This window comes from Flavobacterium sp. ENC, assembly GCF_020991415.1.
GTDB lineage: Bacteria > Bacteroidota > Bacteroidia > Flavobacteriales > Flavobacteriaceae > Flavobacterium.
In genome coordinates this window covers 200,321-223,408 of sequence record NZ_JAJMOY010000004.1, presented here as the reverse complement: position 1 = coordinate 223,408, position 23,088 = coordinate 200,321, and the positions used below count along the sequence as shown (strand labels likewise).

Genomic DNA, 23,088 nt, shown 5'->3' with positions numbered 1-23,088 from the left:
TGTTTTTCAAACAAAAAGAATTGTTTTCTTATTAATTATAACTAAATACAAATGTATCACTAAAAATTACACTAATTTAGTATTATTTGAGCCAAAAGCGTTTATTATGCGGCTAAATATTATAATTCATCTTCAAGCTTAAATCTGAATTTCAGAATCAGACTATTTCGTTCCACTTCCAGATTAATCCAGATATCATCTTCTGATTTTAAAAGAGCATTTATTTGCTGCAGGCTATATTTGTAGGGAACTACTTTATTGATGCTCACAATAATATCTCCCTTTCTCAAACCACATTTTTCAGCAGCAGAATACTTGCGGATATTTACAATCTCATAAACGGGCTTTAGTAAAAATTTATACCTGAAATTGTCATTTTTATTTAGAGTTTCATTGACGTCCGCCATAGATGTTGCCACTTGCACGGTCTGTAAATGCACGGTTTCCTGTACCCATTGCAAACCGTTATGCTGAACTGTAATTCCGCTTTTATTGTAAGTAAACGGCTCTGAAAATTTGCTGTTTTTTTTCAGGTATAATTTCTGGTCTGCATAATCCAGCACTATCGTAAATCTTTTCAGTACTTCTCCTCCAATGGACCCAATACGGCCGGGAACCATTTTGACATTTCGAATTGATGTAGAATCAGGAAAAGAAACAATTGGATTTTTAAAATCAAAATCAGCTACCGAAAATCTCGAAATCTTGGCCCGGTGTCCTTCAATATCCCCGCTAAAACCCTTTCCCAAAAAGTCGGGAAAATTCTTTTTAGGCAATCTTATTTTCTCATTTTCAAAAACCCAAAAAGCATCACTATTCCCAATATCAATAAGCAATTTAGCTGTCACGTCTTCGCCCTCAACAACAGCTTTGGCCTGAATATAAGGTTTTGATTTCTCTATCGTGATCGGAACTGAGGTGAATTTTTTCCGCAGTCTTTCCCTTACCTTTTCATTATTGGAATGAACGATAAGTTTCTTCTTCTGATAATTAATTTCAACTATATTATTTTTAAAAAACTTGTAGCCAATAATTCCGTTTACAGGAATTCCAATATGTGAGGACAAATTAAAATTCTGATCCAGGATAATATAAACCAGATGATTTATTGATTTTAAACCATGACTTTCCAATATATTGTTTTTTGATTTCAGCCCTTCAATTTCTTCTTCACTGCCTAATCCTCTTAGCTTTATTTTTTCAATATTATTAAAGCTGACCTCCTGCTTCTCTTCCATACTGAACAAAATTGTCTCTTCAACACCGGAATCGAGCAGAAAATTTAATTCAACCCCGTTGACTTTTATAGGAATAAAAACAAGATTATTTATCAATTGAATTGGGATTGTCACCTTAGCACGATTGTTCTCCATCAAGAAATCATTTTGAGCATTAAGCAAAAAAGGTGTTAAAAGTCCAAAAAACAATACAATATATTTTTTCATTGATAATTTTTTAATATAAAATTAATAAAAATATTGATAATTGTTACATTTTAATAAGTAGCATTATTGTGTACGTAAAATTGGAAAAAAAAATGCAAATTTGCACTTCAATACTAAATCACATGCCAACAATTTCACTAAAAGGCAGAAACATGCCCGAATCACCGATACGTAAACTTGCTCCTTTTGCAGATATTGCAAAACAAAAAGGACATAAGGTGTATCACTTAAACATTGGTCAACCGGATATCAAGACACCCGACGTGGCCATCGAGGCAGTAAAAAATATTGATTTAACTATTATAGAATACAGTCCTTCTGCAGGATATGAAAGTTACAGAACCAAACTAGCCCAGTTTTACCAGCGTCAAAATGTAAATGTCAATTCAGAAGATATCATTATCACTACCGGTGGTTCTGAAGCCTTGCTGTTTGCGCTGGCCACAATAACAGATCCTGGGGATGAAATCATCATTCCTGAACCTTTTTATGCGAATTATCATGCATTTGCATCCTCTACGAGTGCAACGGTAATTCCCGTAATTTCTTCCATCGAAAATGGCTTTGCTTTACCGAGCATTGAAGATGTCGAAAAATTAATTACGCCAAAAACCAAAGCTATTTTAATTTGTAATCCCGGAAATCCAACCGGCTATTTATATACCGAAGCTGAAATTAAGCAATTAGCAAGTCTGATCAAAAAGCATGATTTGTACTTAATTGCAGATGAAGTGTACCGTGAATTTCTTTATGATGCTGATGATGTTCATTATTCTGTCATGAATCTGGACGATGTACAGCAAAATGTAATCATGGTCGATTCTGTCTCTAAGCGTTACAGCATGTGCGGTGCGAGAATTGGTTGTCTGGTAACAAAAAACAAGAACGTTCTGGCAACTGTAATGAAATTTGCACAGGCCCGTCTAAGCCCTCCGACTATTGAGCAAATTGCCTGCGAAGCTGCTATAGATACGCCTCAGAGTTATTTTGACGAAGTTATTTCAGAATACAAAAGCCGCCGTGATACTTTGATTACCGAATTAAATAAAATTGAAGGCGTGATCGTAACCAAACCCAAAGGTGCGTTTTATTGCATTGCCCAATTACCCATTGATGATGCTGATCAATTTGCACAATGGCTTTTAGAAAGTTATGATCTAAACGGAGAAACTGTTATGGTCGCTCCCGCAGCAGGTTTTTACTCGACTCCGGGAATGGGTTTAAATCAGGTTCGAATTGCTTATGTTTTAAATAAAAAGGATTTGATAAGTGCCGTAAATGTTTTAAAAGAAGCGCTTTTGGTTTATAATAAGAAATAATCCAAAAAATAAAAGTAAAAAGGCAATAATTTACTTTGATTATTGCCTTTATAAGAGAATTTTAGAATATAAAAGGACAGTCAACCTTTAATTGATCATACATCTTTGTATATGCCAGAGGTGTAGGATGTATACCGTCAAAAAACACGTAATCTTTTTTCCAAATTGACGAATCATCTGAAATAGTCACCGCTTTATTCATATCCACATAAATTTCACCACTTGAAACTATCCATTTATTTACTACATCACCTGTTTCAGAAAATTGAAATGTTGCTCTGGGAGTTAGAGTCACTAGAATTGGAATTTGACCATTAGCCTTCAATATTTCGATTACTTTTTGCATATAATGTATATACTGCTGAGGATTCTTATTATTGGTGCCAATACTTAATATTACATATTTAGATTTATACCAGGAGTTTTCCAGTGTAAATCTGTCAAGAAAAGATTGTGAAAGCATATCACCTCCTTTACCATCGATCAAACAATTATCAGCACCTATATCATTAGATAATTTCGCACACCATCTATTTTTCAAACTTAAGTTATTAACTATCAAGGAAAAACCTTCTATAAAAGAATCTCCATAAATACTTATTTTTGGTTTATTTTGATAATCAGAACTTAATAATGATTCAGAAACGTTAAAACTCCCTTTGGAAATTTTAAAATAGGGTTTGCCTCTTATAATACATTGATTGAAATTTTCATCATTATTATAAACCTTATTTACGGAAATAGAATTTCCTTTTAAATAAAAACTAGTATTTTCAAGTGTTTTTTTAAATCCCATTTGATAAACAACATTTTTTTCTAATGGACTGGAAAAATCTATTTTTTCATTTAAAACAACATCTTTATAATCAGAACTTGCTTTATAAATTTCAAGATAATTATTACTAATTTTAATACATACAAAATCAGCTCCGGTAGATATTAAAATTGGTTCATCATTTAAAATTTTAAATTTTGTATTAAATGACAAATTCCCAAGAGCTAAATCATGGTCAAAAAGTACTAATTTCTCTTCATCATTTATTACTGTATAGTCAAAAGGAACAAAATTTACAACCTGGTTTTTATGACCAAACTTTATAAATTCTCTGTCAGTATTTAAAGAATCAGCATCAGAATCAGAACATGCTACACAAAAAAGAATAGATAATATTCTCAAAAAAAAATTAAAAATTTTCATTGGATATTTTAATTATATTGGCACAATTTGGCAACAAATATAACTTTTTTAAACATATAATTGGCTTATGTGTTTTTTACCCGATACTCGCTTTTTTTTACTGTTAACAAGTTGTTTTTTAATAGGTACAAAGACTACAATTTCTCAAAATTTTGTCCTCATATTAGGCAGATATTCTTACGAATGTTCTTATGTCAAATTTTAATTTATGGTTTGTTAACTTATGGAATTTTCATTTTTAAATAATATATAGATTCAAAATATTAAACTTATCGTTTTCACAACAATATTTTCAATTATTCCGAGACCTACTTATAAACTTTCTATTTCTAAATATAAAAATAAATAACTATTATTTATTTGACAAAGCATGTTAGTGAATAATAATAATAATAATAATAATAATAGCTTATTAAACTTTATCCAAAAACTAACCACTAAATAGTAATAACCATAGAAAAGGTTTGCTTTTTATTAATTATCTTTACCGCCTTAAAAAGATATACCCACTATAATAGTAGTTTTTAATGATAAATAACGAAGATTTTTTAGACGAAACAGGAGACAATCATTTTAGCAGCAATGCACAAAATCCTTTAAGACAGGACGCTTTTGATCTAAGTGATGATGAAAAAATAGAACAAATAAAAAAAGATGTCGAAAACATCCTTCAGACTCTTGGAATGGATTTGACAGATGACAGTATAAAAGGGACTCCAAACAGAGTAGCCAAAATGTTTGTAAAAGAGATTTTTGGTGGTCTTAACCCTTCTAAAAAACCAAAAGCCTCCACTTTTGAGAATAATTACAAGTACGGCGAAATGTTAGTAGAGAAAAACATTACGCTTTATTCTACCTGCGAACATCATTTATTACCGATTATAGGAAGAGCCCATGTGGCTTACATTTCCAGCGGAAGAGTTATTGGCTTATCTAAAATGAACCGTATTGTTGAATATTACGCTAAAAGACCTCAGGTTCAGGAACGTCTTACCATGCAAATCGTTCAGGAATTACAAAAAGCACTTGGTACCGAAGATGTTGCCTGCGTTATAGACGCGAAACACCTTTGCGTAAACTCAAGAGGAATTAAAGATATTGAAAGCAGCACTGTAACCTCTGAATTTGGCGGAAAATTTAAAGACCCTCAGACCAGAAGAGAATTTTTAGATTATATTAAGCTGGAAACTCATTTCTAAAAAGTTTATTGTTTTTAGTTTATTGTTATGGGAAAAATACAAAAATTTGAAGATCTGGAAATTTGGAAATTAGCCCGGCTAATATGCCAACAGATCGAATTCCTGATACAGAATACAAATCTAAAAACAAACTATTCTTTAAAAGATCAAATTGACAGAAGCTCAGGTTCTATTATGGATAATATTGCTGAAGGGTTTGAACGAAATGGCAACAGAGAGTTCATTCAGTTTTTGAGTATTGCAAAAGGTTCGGCTGGTGAAGTAAAATCACAATCTTACAGAGCTTTTGATAAAAATTTGATTTCTGAGGAACAGCATTTAAAATTAAATGAAACAGTTGAATTAGTAAAAAATAAAATAGGTGCGATGATGAACTATTTAAATAATTGTGAAATCAAAGGACTAAAATTCAAATAATTTTCCGATATTCAAACTAATAACAATAAACCACAAACAAAAAACAATTAAACAATGCCTCTATACACAAGTCAGTCCCTGAAAATATACAATTCGCTTTCGGGTGAAAAAGAAAGTTTCAACCCTATTCATGAAGGAAATGTTGGAATGTATGTTTGCGGACCAACGGTTTATAGCAATGTACACTTAGGAAACGTGAGGACTTTTATGTCTTTTGACGTGATATTCAGATATTTTTTACATCTGGATTATAAAGTGCGTTACGTAAGAAACATTACCGACGTGGGACATATTGTAGATGATGTGGATGAAGGGGAAGATAAAATTGCCAAAAAAGCACGTTTAGAGCAGTTAGAACCTATGGAGGTGGTACAGCGCTACACGGTAGATTTTCATGAAATACTCAAAGCTTTCAACTTTTTACCACCCAGTATTGAACCAACTGCCACCGGGCACATTATTGAACAAATCGAAATCATCAAAAAAATTATTGATACCGGAATTGGTTACGAAGCCAACGGGTCTGTATATTTTGATGTCGTAAAATATAACGAAACCAACAACTACGGAGTCTTAAGCGGCCGAAATATCGAAGATATGCTTGCCAATACCCGCGATCTCGATGGTCAGTCTGACAAAAGAAACCCGCAGGATTTTGCCCTTTGGAAAAAAGCAGAACCACAGCATATCATGAGGTGGCCTTCTCCATGGAGTGACGGTTTTCCGGGCTGGCATCTTGAATGTACAGCGATGAGTACCAAATATCTTGGCAATCATTTTGATATTCACGGCGGCGGAATGGATTTAAAATTCCCGCATCACGAATGTGAAATCGCTCAAAACGAAGCTTGTACAGGCCAATCTCCTGTAAACTACTGGATGCACGCCAATATGCTTACTTTAAATGGTAAGAAGATGGCAAAATCGACCGGAAATAATATTTTGCCGGGCGAAATTTTAAGTGGAGACAACAACATTTTAAGCAAAGCTTTTTCTGCTTCTGTAACCCGTTTCTTCATGCTCCAGGCACATTACAGAAGTATTTTGGACTTTTCTGATGATGCAATTGTGGCTGCTGAAAAAGGATACAAAAGACTTATGGAAGCCGTTGACGCTTTATCGGGAATTTCAGCAAGCCATACAAGTTCTATCGATATTGCATCGTGGAAACAATTGTGTTATGATGCCATGAATGACGATTTTAATACGCCAATTTTAATCGCGCAACTATTTGAAGCCGTTCGTTATGTAAATTTATTGAAAGAAGGAAAAGAAACTATTTCCGAAGGGGATTTAAAAACATTCACAACGGCAATTAATGCTTTTGTTTTTGATGTTTTAGGTTTGAGCGACGAAAAGGCGGCCGATAGTAATAACGATAAATTAGATGGCGTCATCAACATGCTTATCGGCATGAGAAATCAGGCCAGAGCGGATAAAAACTTTGCGCTTTCTGATCAGATTCGCGACCAGCTAATTGGTTTGGGAATTCAGTTGAAAGACGGAAAAGAAGGCACCAGTTTTTCATTGTAATACATTCAATTTCTAATAAACCATGAAAGTAACCACTCCATTTGTTTTATTAGTGCGCTTTTATCAAACTGCCATTTCGCCGTTTACACCGGCAAGCTGCAGGTTTGAACCAACATGTTCGTCTTATATGATTCAGGCGCTGCAAATGCACGGATTATTTTACGGAGGCTATCTGGGAATAAAACGGATCCTGAGTTGTCATCCCTGGGGAAGAACAGGCTACGATCCCGTTCCCGAAAAGAAATGTTCGCATAAACATTAACTTTAAATAAAGACTTACTCTGTTTTAAATATTTATTTTTACAACACAAAAAACAATTTAACCTATGACACACGCCTTAAATATCATTTGGAATCCTTCAGAAGGAATCGATTTAGGATTTTTTATGATTCGTTATTACAGTTTAATGTTCGTAATTGCCTTCGGACTAGGATGGTTCATAATGAAAAAGATTTTTGAACGCGAAAATGAACCACTTGACAAATTAGATTCTTTATTTGTATGGACTGTTTTAGCAACTTTAATTGGCGCACGTTTAGGTCATGTTTTATTTTATGACTGGGAATATTTCAGAAATCATTTACTTGAAATCTTTTTGCCTTTTAAATTTGAACCAAAATTTGAATTTACAGGCTTTCAGGGATTAGCGAGTCATGGTGCTGCCATTGCGATTATCATTGCCATGTATTATTACAGCAAAATGATCCTGAAACGTCCTTTGTTATGGATTCTGGACAGGGTTGTTATTCCTGTTGCCAGCGGTGCAATTTTTGTTCGTTTAGGTAACTTCTTCAACTCTGAAATTATCGGGCATGAAACTGTTTCCCCATTTGGAATTCGTTTTCTTCATGATAAGTACAGCAAGGCAGAAGCTGTAAATGCGACTAATATTCCGAATCCAAAAGAAGCTTACAATGCTATTGTTACCGATCCTAAATTTGCTGATTTATTAGCACAGGTTCCCGCAAAACATCCAACACAGCTTTACGAAGGGTTTTGCTATATTTTTGTATTTGCCATTTTATTCTTTTTATACTGGAAAACAAATGCAAGACTGAGATCCGGTTATTTATTCGGGCTGTTTTTAGTGCTTTTATTTGTAGTTCGTTTTATTGTAGAATTTGTAAAAGAAAGCCAGGGAGGATTCGAAAACGAATTAGGCATATTTTCAACCGGACAGTGGTTGAGCATACCTTTTATTATAATTGGTCTTTTCTTTATCATCAGAGCGAAAAGAAATCCATTAGCCACTTCATAAGTAATAGAATCAAAAAAAATATAAAAGCGTCCGGTATTCAAAATACCGGACGCTTTTTTTATAGCGAACAGGAAACACCAAACTCAATATTTTTCGTATTATACCCGGCATTTGAACTCCCCAGCCCCGCATTTGAAACATGCCGTACACAAGGACGAATGTCAAATTGAAATCTTTGGACTTTAGCCGAAAAACCAACTGCCAATACATCAGCGAAAGCAAATCCCTCAGACATGCGTTCTGTTTCCGTATCGGTTATCATTGGACCAATACTTGCTAAAAGATAAAACGAGAAACGCTCACTGATTGGTTTTCTGATTAAAAAACCAATGTTTAACACATATTCATGAACATCCTTTAATTGTACATATCTAGCCCGTTTTTCTATGTAATCCGGTTCTTCCGGTTTAACAAAGTAGAAATTCAGTAATTGGTGCGCCCCAAAATTAACTTCCGGCTGAACCAAAATTTCATATTGAAAATTTCTGGTTTCCTTTAGCCTGTAACACAACTGGGCTTTATAAAAATGATTCGTAAAGGTATAATTCCGATTATTGAATTCACTTCCGAATCCGTAATTAAAACCAACCGAAAAATTGCTCTTCCCCTCCTGCCCTTGCATTCTGAACAGACATAAAAACAACAACAGACCAAATAGTACTCTTCTATCCATACATTTTCTTTATGGATTAAATATAGCACAAAAAAAAGATCCAACTTTCGTTGGATCTTTTTTTATATAAAAATAGCTTATTATGCTTTGTTATGCTTGTCTTCAATAGTGTGTTTATCATCTTTAGAAATCGTGTCAACCAATACCGGTGTCGCGATGAATAATGAAGAATAAGTACCTACAACAATACCCACTAACATGGCAAAGATAAATCCTCTGATAGACTCTCCACCGAAAATAAACATTGTCAATAATACGATGATCATCATTAATGAAGTATTCAACGTTCTTGATAATGTAGTGTTAATAGAAGCATTTACAATATCTTCAAAACTTCCTTTACGGTTTCCGATAATGAACTCTCTGATTCTGTCGAATACAATTACAGTATCATTCATCGAGTAACCGATTACGGTAAGAATCGCAGCAATGAAGTGCTGATCCATTTCCATGTGGAAAGGCATGAATTTGTAGCATAAAGAGTAAATTCCTAATACGAAGATAACGTCATGCGCAACAGCTGCAATCGCACCTAATGAATACTGCCATTTACGGAAAGATACCATTAAGTATAAGAAGATCGCTGCCATAGCACCCAAAACTGCCCAATATGAGTTTGTTTTGATATCTTCAGAGATCGAAGCTCCAACTTTAGAAGCCTGTAATACTCCAACTTTTTTACCGTCGTAAGTGTTTGTAAATTTATCATAAGAAGTGTTAGGATAATATTTCGCTAACGCTTTGTATAATATTTGATTTACTTCTTCATCAACTGCTACTCCGTCTTCTTTGATTTTGTATTTAGTCGTAATTTTCAACTGATCATCATCACCTAAGATTTTAGCTTCTACAGGAGTTCCGAAAGCAGCAGATAATTCATCTGAAACTACAGTTGCATCAACCGGTTTTTCAAATTTAACCTGGAAAGTTCTTCCTCCGACAAAGTCAACACCCTGATCTAATCCGTTAATGAAAAAGATAGAAATCAAACTTACTACAACTACAATTGAAGAGAAGATATAAGTAAATTTCTTGATTTTGATAAAGTCAAAGTGGAAGTTCGTAAACCAGTTTTTAGTGATATTGGTAGAGAAAGTTAAATCACCTTTTCCTGCAATGTTTCTGTCAATAAAAATTCTTGCAATAAAGATTGACGTAAACATAGACGTTACGATACCAATAAGTAATGTTAAAGCAAAACCTTTGATTGGTCCTGTTCCGAAAATAAACAAGATCGCTCCTGTTAAAACGTGCGTAACGTTTGCATCAATGATCGAACGCATTGCTCCGTGCCATCCGTAAGATGTAGCTACTGCTTCCGCCAGCGATTTACCATCACGTAATTCCTCTTTTGCTCTTTCAAATATAATAATGTTAGCATCTACCGCTGTACCTAATGTTAATACGATACCTGCAATACCTGGCAATGTTAATACAAAACCAAAACTTGCCATAATTCCAAATAAGAAAAGTAAGTTTAATAATAAGGCAAGATTAGCATACCAACCTGCTTTACCGTAATAGAAAACCATCCATAAACAAACTAATAAAAATCCAATTACAGATGACATTGTCCCTGCATCAATTGCAGCCTGACCTAAAGATGGTCCTACTACTGTTGATTGAATAATATCTGCAGAAGCCGGTAATTTACCTGCATTTAATACGTTAGCTAAATCTTTAGTTTCAGCTACATCAAAAGAACCTGTAATTTCAGATCTTCCTCCTGCGATTGGTCCGCTGGTTACACCTGGTGCAGAATAAACGATATCATCTAAAACAATAGCGATATAACTTTTTTGAGAAAAAGCTCTTCCTGTTAGTTCTTCCCAAACTTTAGCACCCTGACTGTTCATTTGCATAGAAACAGCCGGTTTACCCATTTGGTCAAATGTATCTTTTGCATCCGTTACAAGACCACCGTTCATAGCCGGAATATTGTCTCTGTTTCCTTTTAAAGCATATAATTCAACTACTTCAATATCCTTCGCATTTTTAATATCTTTTGATTGCGGGTCTTTTATAGTAGTTGGTTTACTCCATACAAATTTTGCATAATGCTGATCGGCAGCCAGTAAAATTCTGATTTCCGGTCTTTTCAGGTATGAATTGATAGTTGCAGTATCTTTTGGAGCAAAATAACCTAAAACCGGTCCGCCACCCTGACCTAAAATTTTGTCAAATAACGGGTTGTTTCCTTTTTTAGCTTCAGTTGAATCTTTTGCATCAGTCAATAAAGCATTCAATGAATCTTTAGCAACTATTTTAGTTTCTGTCTTTTTGATTTCAGTTTTTTTCAGTGCTTCGTTTGCAGACACTAAAAAGTTTCCTATTTCTTCTACTTTATAAGTTTCCCAAAACTCCAACTGAGCTTTTCCTCCTAATAATTTTTTAATTCTGTCCACATCTTTGGCACCAGGAAGTTCCACTAAGATTCTTCCTGTAGATCCTAATTTCTGGATGTTTGGTTGTGTAACACCAAATTTATCGATACGCTCTCTTAGTACTTTATAAGCACTTTCGATAGACTCATCTACTTTTTTTCTAATTACTTTTTGCGCTTGTGCATCAGTCATTTCAAAAGCAATTCCGCCTTCACCTTGTAAGTTTCTGTTGGCGAAAATTTCAGGAGATGCTAATTTTGTTGCACCGTTTGAATTTGCATCAAAAGCCTCAAAAAATTTATCTAAATAACTTTTGTTTCCTTCCAGATTTGCAGTCGCATCAGCTAAAGATTTATTGAAAACCGGGTTTTTAGAATTGTTTGCTAAACCTTTTAAAACATCTTTAATAGAAATCTGAAGAATAACATTGATTCCTCCTTCTAAGTCAAGACCTTTGTTGATTTGCTTGTTTTTTACTTCATTATAAGTAAAATTCGTAAATCCAAGATTCAGTACACTTACCTTACCAATAGAATCTAAATATTTTAGCTCTTTATCAGGATTATCTCCTGCAAAAGCCTTAGCCTCACTTTTGACATTGCTTGCCACATAAGTGAACGAAAGTTGGTAAATACTTACCAATGCAAATAGAATTGCGAAAAATTTAATAAGTCCTTTATTCTGCATTATTACTAAAAATTAATTATGTTTTATTGTTTGTTTTTGTTTTAAAGTCCCATAAAATAAGCCCTGACATGATTTTTTTAAAACTAAAAAACTAGATCACGAATTACAACATTTTTTTTAAACCGAGCAAATATATAATTTACGAAAAGATTAACCAATTTATTTATTAATTAATCTCAAAAAAAAGACTGCAAAAGTGCAGCCTTATCTTTTTTTTACCAAAATCCTTATACTAAAATCGATTTTAGAGCATCATTCATCCCTCTAACTGCATCTGCACTTTTGGCAAACAAAGCCTTTTCCTGCTCGTTTAACTGGATATCCAGAATTTCTTCTACTCCGTTTTTACCAATTATACAAGGTACTCCTATGCATATATCGTTCTGACCGTATTCTCCTTCTACAAAAACAGAACACGCAATCATTTTTTTCTGATCATTTAAAATACTATCCACAAGGTACGCTACAGAAGCTCCCGGCGCATACCACGCAGAAGTTCCTAAAAGACCTGTAAGGGTAGCTCCGCCAACCATCGTATCTGCGGCTACTTTTTGCAATGCTTCTTCTGAAAGAAATTCCGTCACCGGGATTCCGTTATAAGATGCCAGGCGGGTTAACGGAATCATAGTCGTATCACCATGACCTCCAATAACCATTGCAGAGATATCGTTTGCCGGCTTATCTAAAGCCAGGGACAAATAGGTTCTGAAACGGGAACTATCTAAAGCACCTCCCATACCTATAATTCTGTTTTTTGGCAATCCGGTAGATTTTAAAGCTAAATACGTCATAGTATCCATTGGATTAGAAACTACAACAATGATGGTGTCCGGCGAATGTTTTAACACGTTCTCAGCAACTGTTTTCACAATTCCTGCGTTGATACCAATTAATTCTTCACGGGTCATTCCTGGTTTCCTTGGAATTCCGGATGTAATGACAACTACATCACTTCCGGCTGTTTTAGAATAATCATTGGTTACTCCGGATACTTTGGTATTAAAACCTGTGTTTGTAGCACATTGCATAATATCCAATGCCTTTCCTTCGGCAAAACCTTCCTTAATATCCAACAACACTACTTCGCTGGCAATTCCTCTATAAGAAATAACATCTGCACATGTAGCTCCAACATTTCCTGCTCCTACAATGGTAACTTTCATATTTTATACTTTATCGGTTATTAATTAATTTGTATGTCTCTAAATGACAATTCGCTTAATTGTTTAGTAAATTTAAACAATTAAACGAATTGATTTATTAAACTTTTATTTTATGCGTCAATATTTGCATAAACCGCATTTTTCTCAATAAACTCTCTACGTGGCGGTACTTCGTCACCCATCAGCATTGAGAAAACCCTGTCGGCTTCTGCCAGACTGTCGATTGTTACCTGACGTAAAGTTCTGAAATTCGGATCCATGGTAGTTTCCCACAATTGCTCCGCGTTCATCTCTCCAAGACCTTTATAACGCTGAATAGCAGCACTTCCTCCCATTCTTTCGTTCGCCTGATCACGCTGCACATCATTCCATGCATATTCTTTTTTATTACCTTTTTTAACAAGATATAAAGGCGGAGCTGCAATGTAAACGTGACCTTCTTCGATCAGTTCTTTCATGAAACGGAAGAAGAACGTTAATATTAAGGTAGAAATGTGACTACCATCGACATCGGCATCACACATGATGATTACCTTATGGTATCTGAGTTTTTCAAGATTTAAGGCTTTACTGTCTTCTGCAGTACCAACAGTAACTCCTAAAGCAGTAAAGATGTTACGAATCTCTTCGTTTTCGAATACTTTATGGTGCATCGCTTTCTCCACATTCAGAATCTTACCACGTAAAGGTAAAATGGCCTGAAACGCACGGTCACGACCTTGTTTTGCTGTTCCACCAGCCGAATCTCCCTCGACAAGGTATACTTCACATCTTGCAGGATCCTGTTCAGAGCAATCTGATAATTTCCCCGGCAATCCGCCACCGCCCATAACGGTTTTACGCTGTACCATTTCACGTGCTTTTTTAGCAGCGTGACGGGCCTGTGCAGCCAAAATTACTTTCTGGATAATGATACGGGCATCATTTGGATTTTCTTCCAGATAATTCTCTAACATTTCCCCAACAGCCTGAGAAACCGGAGAAACTACTTCTCTGTTACCTAGTTTTGTTTTGGTTTGTCCTTCGAATTGCGGCTCGGCAACTTTTACCGAAATAATAGCTGTTAGTCCTTCACGGAAATCATCTCCTGCAATTTCGAATTTCAGTTTGTCCAGCATTCCGGATGCATCAGCGTATTTTTTAAGGGTTCTTGTCAAACCACTTCTAAAACCCTGCAAATGCGTTCCTCCTTCGTGCGTGTTGATATTATTTACGTAAGAGAAAATATTCTCTGTATAACTTGTATTGTAAATCAGGGCAACTTCAACCGGAATCTCCCCTTTTTCGTGATCCATGCTGATTACATGAGAAATAATAGGCTCACGGTTACCGTCTAAATAACGAATGTATTCTTTAAGACCTTCGTCTGAGTGAAAAACTTCCACTTTAAACTCTCCTTTTTCATCTACTTCCCTTTTGTCTGTAAATGTGATGGTAATTCCTTTATTCAGAAAAGAAAGCTCACGCATACGCGCTGATAATGTATCATAAGAGAACTCAATAGTCTGTGTAAAGATCGTATCATCCGGGTAGAAAGTCTGGCGTGTACCTCTTTTATCGGTTTCACCAACTTGTTTAACAGGATATATGGCTTTACCTCTTTCGTATTCCTGCTCGTATATTTTACCGTCTCTGAATACAGTCGATTTCATATGAACGGAAAGGGCATTTACTACTGAAACCCCAACACCGTGCAAACCTCCGGAAACTTTATAAGAATCTTTATCAAATTTACCTCCGGCACCAATCTTAGTCATTACTACCTCAAGTGCCGAAACACCTTCTTTTTTATGTAAATCAACCGGAATACCACGACCATTATCTTCAACTGTTACTGAACCATCTTCGTTGATTGCAACACCAATAGTATCACAATGTCCTCCCATCGCCTCATCAATAGAGTTATCAACAACCTCATAAACCAAATGGTGTAGCCCTCGAACCCCTACATCTCCAATATACATCGATGGACGCATTCTTACGTGCTCCATTCCTTCTAATGCCTGAATACTATCTGCTGAATAATTGTTCTTCTTGATTTCTTCGCTCATATAATTTATTCTAAAAAAATGTAATTATTGTCTAACACGCAAATATATAAAAACGCAAATTATATATCCGTTAAATTACGATTTAAAGCTGGTAAGTTATTAACATATTGTCAAAAAAAGCCAATAAAAAAAGGAACAATCGATTTAAATTCCAAATTTTTAAAATTCCAAATTCCAAAAGTTGATTATGCAAAAAAACCGAAACAAACATCGGGATGTCATTTCGGTTTTTGAAGTTTTTATTTTTAAAATTTCAAATGCTAAATTGGAATCTGGAATTTTAAAAAATTGGAATTTATTTTATTATTTTTTATTAAAATCTCCTGCATAGATTGAAGTCATTCTATCCAGACTTAAATATTTCTTTAAAGCACTATTTACTTCTTGTATTTTCAACGCTTTAACTTTCGTTTCTAAATCATCATAATCTTCCAGTGGGATTCCGTAAGTAAGATGTGTATTCACCAGACTCATCAAAGTATCATCACTTCCTAATCTGGTTTTTCTCTTATTCTGCCAGCTAACCAGATTTGTTTTCAGTTCTTCTTCTGTAAATCCGTCTTTTAATGCTTTTGTAATTTCCTCTTTTGTCGCTGCTTCAACAGCCGATTTTTTCGTAGGATTTAAAAAAGCGTAATATTCCCAAAAAGCAACATCATTCGTGATTGGCACATCAATAAATGAACCTGCTCCGTAACTGATTCCTTCTTTTTCTCTTAATCGCATCGGAATTCTTGAAGTTAAAAAACCTCCGCTTCCGATGATCTCATTCACCATAATGAAGGCTGGGTAATCCGGGCTTTTGGTATTCATTTTTAAACTCATTTTCCCAATAGCCACCGCATTTTCCTTGTCCGGAGTGCTATAATCTTTATCTAATTTCTGAGTGTCGAAATACGTTGGGTTAGCCAGTTCGTATTTGGATTTAGAATTCCATTTACCGAAAGTTTTTTCAAGGATTTCAACGGTGCTTTTCGCGTCTAATTCTCCGATTACGCAACCTGTCCCGTTTTGTCCTCCCAGAATGTTTTTGTAAAAATCTACTATTTCGGATTGCTTGATTTTCTTGTAAGCCTCTATTTGCTCCTGAATTGTTGAGGTGTAAAAAATACTTTCTTTCGGATATTTAGAAGTTATTCTTGTAATTTCGGTAAAAGCTACAGTCTGAGGATCATTCAGGTTAGATTCTAAATAAGTATTGTATTCCGTAATGGTTTTTGTCAATTCATTTTCCGGGAAAGTAGAATTCACCAGCAAATCAGACAAAATATCCATTACTTCTTTAAAGTTTTCTTTATAAGTACTGACATTGATCGATAAAGTCTGTTTTGAAAAACTAAAATTCACACTGGATTTCAACTGATCTAACCGATCCTGAATTTGTTCTTTGGTTCTGGTTTTGGTACCTGTTTTCAGTAATTGTGCTAAAATCGCCCCAACATCTGACTTACCGGCCAAATCCTTTTCATTACTTACCGGGAATTTAAAACTTGCCTGAACTTTTCCGCCTTTTATTTCCTTTTTAACCAATCCGTATTTTGCACCATTACTTAGTTTCCCTTCTACCAGATTTTGTTTTAAATTTTTGATGGAAGCTTCAAATGCAGCTGTTTCTTTTTCTAACGCTTTTCCTTTATAATCTTTAGTAAGTGCTGCTATTTGCTCGTCTGTAATTTCTACGGATTTCAATCGTTGCTCTTCTTTAGACGGAATAAAAATTCCAACCGTTCTGTTATTGCTTCTGAAATATTTCTCTGCAACTCTTTGTATATCTTCTTTTGTCAATTTCTCGACAGCATCACGATAGATAAAACCAAGTCTGTAATCTCCTGCTCCGATAATTTCCGTCAGATTGATTGCATAAGAAATGGTGTTGTTTTTTATACTTTCGATCTGTTTAATGATTTTTGCTTTCGCTCTCGCTACATCTTCATCGGTATATTTTGTTGTCGGGATTTTATCCAGTTCTGTTCGTACGATATTTTCAGTTTCCTTAATGTCTTTATCGTTAGGCACAGCGACTCCGAAATACACAAAACTTGCATCTCTCACAGTTGGCTGCCAGCTGTAAATACTGGATACTTTACGCGCTTCTACTAATGATTTATAAAGATAACCGGAAGGATCTGCCGTTAAAATCTCGGTCAAAGCATCAATGGCGGCGTAATCTTTATCAGCGTAAGGAGCGGTGTGGTACAAAGCACCTACGTTTTTACTGTCACCTGCTCTTTTTAATTCTACAAATTTCTCCCCGTCCTGAGCCGGCTCAAGGGTATAGGTTTTATCCAAAACTCTTTTTGGTTTTGGTATAACTGAAAAATACTGTCCAATGTATTCCAGTGCCTTTTGCTCATCAAATTTACCTGCGATCACCAAAGTTGCATTGTCAGGCTGATAATATCTTTCGTAAAAAACCCTTAATGTATTTGCTTTTACGCGTTCTATGTCTTCTTTGCTTCCAATAGTACTATTTCCGTAATTATGCCATAAATAAGCCGTAGAAATTATTCTTTCCTGCAAAACGCCATCGGGATTGTTTTCTCCAATCTCAAATTCATTTCTTACTACAGAGAATTCTTTATCCAGATCGGTCTGCAGAATCGTAGAATTAACCATCCTGTCTGCTTCCATCTCCAGGCTCCATTTCAGATTTTCATCATTGGAAGGAAAAACTTCATAATAATTGGTTCTGTCCAGCCAGGTCGTTCCATTGGCATTTCCGCCTTTGTCTGAAAGCATTTTTTTGATATCACCCAGGTTTTTAGTACTCTTAAAAAGCATGTGCTCTAGTAAATGCGCCATTCCTTTTTCGCCATACCCTTCATTTCTGGAACCTACATTATAAATGATATTCACCACCATATTACTTTGGGAAGCATCCGAAATCAAGAGTACTTTTAATCCATTATTTAATGAATATTCCTTCACTCCTTCTACATTGGTAATGTATTTGGGGGTTTCCTTTTTTTGAGCGTAACCAGAACTCACTACGCTCAGCGCGCAACACAAAATTCCTTTAAGTAATACTTTTTTCATATTTTCATTCAATTATTAAAACACGATTAATTATTTATGACTGAACCAAATATAGTACTTTTCTTAGACACAGCTAATCTTAAAAATAGAATCCTATAAAAAAAATCCGAAACAAACTTTTAAAATGTCGTTTCGGATTTTTATGTTATTCTTGTAAATCCAATTGCTATCTGGATTCTATTTATTTTTCAGTGAAGATTTTATCTTTTAAACCGCTACACCGGATTTTGCAATTTTAACATCCGCTTTCAGGTGGGCTGCATTTGCCCTTCCGCTTGGATCCTGGTTTTCCTGCCATTTTGGAATCCATTTTCGAACGGTCTGCGCCGCACTCACCTGTGGATAATATTTGTGGAAAATCGATCGGTATAAATACGCTTCTTTTGTGGTTGGAGAATTGTATGGGAATTCTGCATTGGCACTCTGTAATTGCTCGTCTGATACCTGTGTCGCACAATATTCAATTAATTCGTCAATCCAGTTGTATCCGACTCCATCTGAAAATTGTTCTTTCTGACGCCATAAAACCTCTGTCGGCAAATATGGATTCTCGGGAGTATCAAATGCTTTTCTCAGAATATATTTCTCAATTCCGTCGTATGTTTTAGGCTGTTTTTCGTCGGGTTTGATCAGCATATTGGCATCAAGGAAATCTTTGTCTAAAAACGGAACTCTTGTTTCGATACCATTTGCCATGGTCGATTTGTCAGCGCGCAATAAATCTGCCGTAAACAGTTTCTGCACTCTTTCGATCGTTTCTTTTTGAAATTCTTCTGTTGACGGAGCATTTCTAAAATACAAATGCCCTCCGAAGATTTCATCAGCACCTTCTCCGGACAAAATCGCTTTTATACCTTTCTCTGCTATTGCTTTCGACAATATAAACATGGGTACACTCGCTCGTACCGAGATGACATCGTAGGTTTCAATATTCTGAATTATTTTTTCTAACACGTCAATTCCTTCCTGAACAGAAAAATGAATTTCGTGATGTTCTGTTCCCAAAAATTCAGCTGCTTTTCTGGCAATTTTATTATCGGGAGCATCAGCATTTAAGCCAATTGAAAAGGATTGTATTTTTTTACCGGTTCCGGCCAGTAATCGGGCCGCAATCGAAGAAATCAAAGAAGAATCCAGACCACCCGAAAGCAAAACGCCGACTGGTAAGTCACCCATTAATCGCTTGCGGACTGCTTCTGTCAGTGTCTCTCTTATTAAAGATAAATCAAGATCATGATTTGCCTTTTCGTAATCCTCATATTCAGGCTTGTAATATTTTACAAAACCGGTCTTTGGGGTATAATAATGCCCGGGAGGAAAAGTGGAAAATGTTTTGCACTGATCTGCAATTGGTTTCATTTCAGAAGAAAAATAGATTCTTCCTCTTTCATCCAGACCATAATACAGAGGCTTAACGCCCAACGGATCCCTGCCGGCAATATAATCGTCTCCATCAATGATTACAAAAGCAAAATCCCCGTCCAGTTTATTACAAAAATTATATCCGAATTCCTCGTACAAATGCACAATAACTTCTGAATCTGATTTCGTTCTGAACGTATACGCTTTTAAAAGCCCGTTTTTTAATTCCTGATAATTATAGATTTCCCCATCATGTGCCATCCAGGCATTTTTAGTTCCCTGAATAGGCTGTTTCCCTGAATTCAAATCTATAATAGACAAACTTTCATGGCAGATAATACTGCCATTTTCCATGATCTGATACCCTCTTTCATCAGGACCACGGTGCGACATTCTTTTAGAAAGCTCTCTCACGAGCTGCGGGTCTTTTCCTTTACCTATAACGGCTAATATTCCAGACATACCATTCTTTTTTTTATTTCTATTTTTTTAGCAACCTTAAATTTTATCTCACACTATTTTTAAAGTTCATTTTCAGGATATTCTTTGGGGAATGTCAAATATAAAAAAGAAAGTTAAATAATTGCCAATAATTATTTTTAAGTAGCTAAAATAATACAATTTAACATTTAACGAAGAAAAACGTTCCCGAGAGGGGAACGTCTTTCATATTAACAACTTTTAATTTAAATATTCTTATGCTTTTGCGTAGGCATCATCGTGTACGCTGGCTACTGCTCTTCCGGAAGGGTCATTCATGTTTTTGAACGCCTCATCCCACTCCAGGGCAATTTTTGTACTGCAGGCCACACTTGCTTCCTGAGGCACACACAAAGCGGCTGCATCACTCGGGAAGTGTTCTGCAAAAATAGAACGGTAATAGTATTCTTCTTTTGAAGTTGGGGTCTGCAATGGAAATTTAAATCTCGCATTGGCCAGTTGTTCATCTGATACTTCTTTTCCAACTACTTCTTTCAAAGTATCAATCCAGCTGTATCCTACTCCGTCAGAAAACTGCTCTTTCTGTCTCCAGGCAACACTTTCCGGCAACATGTCTTCAAATGCTTTACGAACTACCCATTTTTCCATTGGGTGCTCTTTGTTGATCATTTTATCCTGCGGGTTGATGCGCATGGCAACATCCATAAATTCTTTGTCTAAAAACGGCACACGGCCTTCAATTCCCCAGGCTGCCAGACTTTTATTGGCACGCAGGCAATCATACATATGCAGTTTGCCTAATTTACGAACGTTTTCTTCGTGGAATTCTCGTGCATTTGGCGCTTTATGGAAATACAAATATCCTCCGAATAACTCATCTGCTCCTTCACCTGAAAGTACCATTTTGATTCCCATTGACTTGATAACTCTCGCCATCAGCCACATTGGAGTTGAAGCCCTAACTGTAGTGACATCATACGTTTCCAGGTTATAAATTACATCACGAACCGCATCTAAACCTTCCTGAATGGTGAATTTAATTTCATGGTGAATAGTTCCGATATGTTTGGCTACAATTTGAGCTGCAGCTAAATCAGGAGAACCATCTAATCCTACTGAAAAAGAGTGCAATTGCGGGTACCAGGCATCTGTGGTATCATCTGATTCAATACGTTTTTGTGCAAATTTTTTGGCTACAGCCGAAGTAATAGACGAATCTAAACCTCCTGAAAGTAAAACTCCGTAAGGAACATCACTCATTAATTGTCTGTGTACTGCCGCTTCCAATGCCTCTTTAATTGCAGGAATGCTTGTTTCGTTGTCTTTTACGGCATCATAGTCTGTCCAGTCTCTTTTGTACCATTGTACAAATTCGCCATCTTTACTGGTCATATAATGTCCCGGAGGAAACAACTGAATTTTGGTGCAATATCCTTCTAAAGCTTTCAATTCAGAAGCTACATAAAAAGTTCCGTGCTGATCCCAGCCAATGTACAACGGAATAATTCCCATATGGTCACGGGCAATAAAATACTCGTCTTTTTCTACATCATAGATTGCGAATCCGAAAATTCCGTTCATTTCATCCACAAAATGAGGTCCTTTTTCCTGGTAAAGAGCTAAAATAACTTCGCAGTCACTTTCGGTCTGAAAGTTATATTTTCCTTCAAATTGTTTGCGCAATTCCCTGTGGTTGTAAATTTCACCGTTTGCAGCCAGAACCAGTTTTTTATCTTCTGTAAATAAAGGCTGTTTTCCAGAAGCCGGATCTACAATTGCCAGACGCTCGTGAGACAGAATGGCTTTTTCATTGCTGTAAATTCCGCTCCAGTCCGGTCCGCGGTGACGAATGATTTTAGACATTTCTAATACTTGAGGTCTTAAAGTTTCGGCTTTTTGTTTTAGATCAAAGGCACATACGATTCCACACATAACTATATATTTTTTATTTTTAAATTTTATTTTGATAGGGCAAAGATGCAGTAATGGTTATAATTGAAAAACACAAAACCAAATTTGGGTTATAATTTAAAACCATAAAATGAATTTTACATATAAATTGTAAAATTTTAACACCAAATAAAGCTTCAAACTTGAAAATTTCAATTTTGAAGGTAAACAAAGAACAAAACTCAATGTTTTAAAGAAATTATTGAATTATAACGAATGATGTTTTAAATATAATGAAAGATTACAAATAGAAGGAATAGATATTCTTTAAAAAATGCTATTTCTAAAATCTTGTCGTGTGGATACGCTCATAAATACATTATTATTTTAGAGGTAAGCATATTTCTACGCTGCAGATGTGGCACGCAGATTTGGCAGATTAAGCAGATTTACCGCTGTTTTTAATTATCTGAAAAAGAATAAATGACGTGGATTTTTATAAAACACTCTCGATCGTATAATGCGTTTTATTAATCTCAAACTGAAACCCCACTTTATTTCCCATTAAATGCGAACCTAAAGGGGATTGAGGTGAAAGGGCGATCACATTTATACCGTCGATTGTGATTTTGGGAAGGGCAACGCTTAAGTACAGGTAAATTCCGTTGGCTTTGACCAGACTTCCGGAAATAATATTTTCTGCTGTTTTGGTGGCATCAATCTTATCTAAAATTGCTTTTTGAGCGATTGCTTCTTTTAGTTTATTGGTCAGTTTTTCCTGCTCGATATGCATCATCGACAGTGCCGTTTCATGCTTGTCGCCGGCCGAACCTTTTGCATCGTTTTTAGAATCTTCAGTCAAAGCCGAAATCATGTCCCTGAAAACATCTATCCGGTCCTGGACCATTTGTAAATAATGCGTATGTATTTTTTGTTTGAATTCCATTTTTTTAGGGACTGAGGTTCTAAGGTACAAAGATGCAAAGGTTCTTCTTTTTTCGGCCACAAATTACACAAATTTGCACTAATTT

General features: G+C 35.5%; 16 protein-coding genes. 6 read left to right on the top strand and 10 right to left on the bottom strand.

Features of this window, described 5'->3' with window-relative positions:
• Nucleotides 1-119 precede the first annotated feature (119 nt).
• Entirely contained in the window at nucleotides 120-1,445 is a 1,326-nt protein-coding gene (locus LPB89_RS12440) for a PDZ domain-containing protein (protein WP_230702111.1), read from the bottom strand.
• 122 nt (nucleotides 1,446-1,567) lie between these two features.
• Between LPB89_RS12440 and LPB89_RS12435 the strand changes: the two genes are divergently transcribed.
• Entirely contained in the window at nucleotides 1,568-2,764 is a 1,197-nt protein-coding gene (locus LPB89_RS12435; protein ID WP_230702110.1) for a pyridoxal phosphate-dependent aminotransferase, read from the top strand.
• A 61-nt stretch (nucleotides 2,765-2,825) separates the two neighbouring features.
• Here the strand turns inward: LPB89_RS12435 and LPB89_RS12430 are convergent, their stop codons facing one another.
• A complete protein-coding gene (locus LPB89_RS12430; RefSeq protein WP_230702109.1) occupies nucleotides 2,826-3,962 on the bottom strand; it encodes an SGNH/GDSL hydrolase family protein in 1,137 nt (378 codons plus the stop codon).
• 527 nt (nucleotides 3,963-4,489) lie between these two features.
• On the opposite strand from LPB89_RS12430, the gene folE reads away from it, so the two are divergent.
• The 5 genes from folE (at nucleotide 4,490) to lgt (ending at nucleotide 8,370) form a co-directional block, all read left to right on the top strand.
• On the top strand, nucleotides 4,490-5,161 hold the full coding sequence (folE, locus tag LPB89_RS12425) for a GTP cyclohydrolase I FolE (RefSeq protein ID WP_230702108.1): 672 nt from the start codon (nucleotides 4,490-4,492) through the stop codon (nucleotides 5,159-5,161).
• Nucleotides 5,162-5,188: 27 nt separating this feature from the next.
• Nucleotides 5,189-5,578, top strand: coding sequence for a four helix bundle protein (locus tag LPB89_RS12420; RefSeq protein WP_230702107.1), 390 nt, complete (start codon nucleotides 5,189-5,191; stop codon nucleotides 5,576-5,578).
• A gap of 54 nt (nucleotides 5,579-5,632) precedes the next feature.
• Nucleotides 5,633-7,111 carry a cysteine--tRNA ligase gene (gene cysS, locus LPB89_RS12415; protein ID WP_230702106.1) on the top strand — a complete coding sequence of 493 codons (1,479 nt, stop codon included), beginning with the start codon at nucleotides 5,633-5,635 and terminating at the stop codon, nucleotides 7,109-7,111.
• Between the two features lie 22 nt (nucleotides 7,112-7,133).
• Complete coding sequence (yidD, locus tag LPB89_RS12410; protein ID WP_230702105.1) at nucleotides 7,134-7,373, top strand: membrane protein insertion efficiency factor YidD; 240 nt, start codon at nucleotides 7,134-7,136, stop codon at nucleotides 7,371-7,373.
• Between the two features lie 64 nt (nucleotides 7,374-7,437).
• A complete protein-coding gene (gene lgt, locus LPB89_RS12405) occupies nucleotides 7,438-8,370 on the top strand; it encodes a prolipoprotein diacylglyceryl transferase (protein WP_230702104.1) in 933 nt (310 codons plus the stop codon).
• Between the two features lie 58 nt (nucleotides 8,371-8,428).
• Here the strand turns inward: lgt and LPB89_RS12400 are convergent, their stop codons facing one another.
• The 8 genes from LPB89_RS12400 to LPB89_RS12365 all read right to left on the bottom strand — a co-directional run bounded on the left by LPB89_RS12400 (nucleotide 8,429) and on the right by LPB89_RS12365 (nucleotide 23,003).
• The gene (locus LPB89_RS12400; RefSeq protein ID WP_230702103.1) at nucleotides 8,429-9,043 is read right to left on the bottom strand and encodes an acyloxyacyl hydrolase; all 615 of its coding nucleotides are present in this window, start codon (nucleotides 9,041-9,043) and stop codon (nucleotides 8,429-8,431) included.
• A gap of 80 nt (nucleotides 9,044-9,123) precedes the next feature.
• Nucleotides 9,124-12,114 carry a protein translocase subunit SecDF gene (gene secDF, locus LPB89_RS12395; protein ID WP_230702102.1) on the bottom strand — a complete coding sequence of 997 codons (2,991 nt, stop codon included), beginning with the start codon at nucleotides 12,112-12,114 and terminating at the stop codon, nucleotides 9,124-9,126.
• 227 nt (nucleotides 12,115-12,341) lie between these two features.
• Nucleotides 12,342-13,277, bottom strand: a complete 936-nt coding sequence (gene mdh, locus LPB89_RS12390; RefSeq protein ID WP_230702101.1) for a malate dehydrogenase — start codon at nucleotides 13,275-13,277, stop codon at nucleotides 12,342-12,344.
• A 110-nt stretch (nucleotides 13,278-13,387) separates the two neighbouring features.
• Entirely contained in the window at nucleotides 13,388-15,328 is a 1,941-nt protein-coding gene (gyrB, locus tag LPB89_RS12385; protein ID WP_154341077.1) for a DNA topoisomerase (ATP-hydrolyzing) subunit B, read from the bottom strand.
• A 303-nt stretch (nucleotides 15,329-15,631) separates the two neighbouring features.
• Nucleotides 15,632-18,364, bottom strand: a complete 2,733-nt coding sequence (locus tag LPB89_RS12380; RefSeq protein ID WP_230702100.1) for a pitrilysin family protein — start codon at nucleotides 18,362-18,364, stop codon at nucleotides 15,632-15,634.
• Between the two features lie 207 nt (nucleotides 18,365-18,571).
• A complete protein-coding gene (asnB, locus tag LPB89_RS12375) occupies nucleotides 18,572-20,188 on the bottom strand; it encodes an asparagine synthase B (protein WP_230702099.1) in 1,617 nt (538 codons plus the stop codon).
• A gap of 234 nt (nucleotides 20,189-20,422) precedes the next feature.
• Entirely contained in the window at nucleotides 20,423-22,099 is a 1,677-nt protein-coding gene (gene asnB / locus LPB89_RS12370; RefSeq protein WP_230702098.1) for an asparagine synthase B, read from the bottom strand.
• Between the two features lie 454 nt (nucleotides 22,100-22,553).
• Nucleotides 22,554-23,003 carry a GreA/GreB family elongation factor gene (locus tag LPB89_RS12365; RefSeq protein ID WP_230702097.1) on the bottom strand — a complete coding sequence of 150 codons (450 nt, stop codon included), beginning with the start codon at nucleotides 23,001-23,003 and terminating at the stop codon, nucleotides 22,554-22,556.
• Nucleotides 23,004-23,088 lie beyond the last annotated feature (85 nt).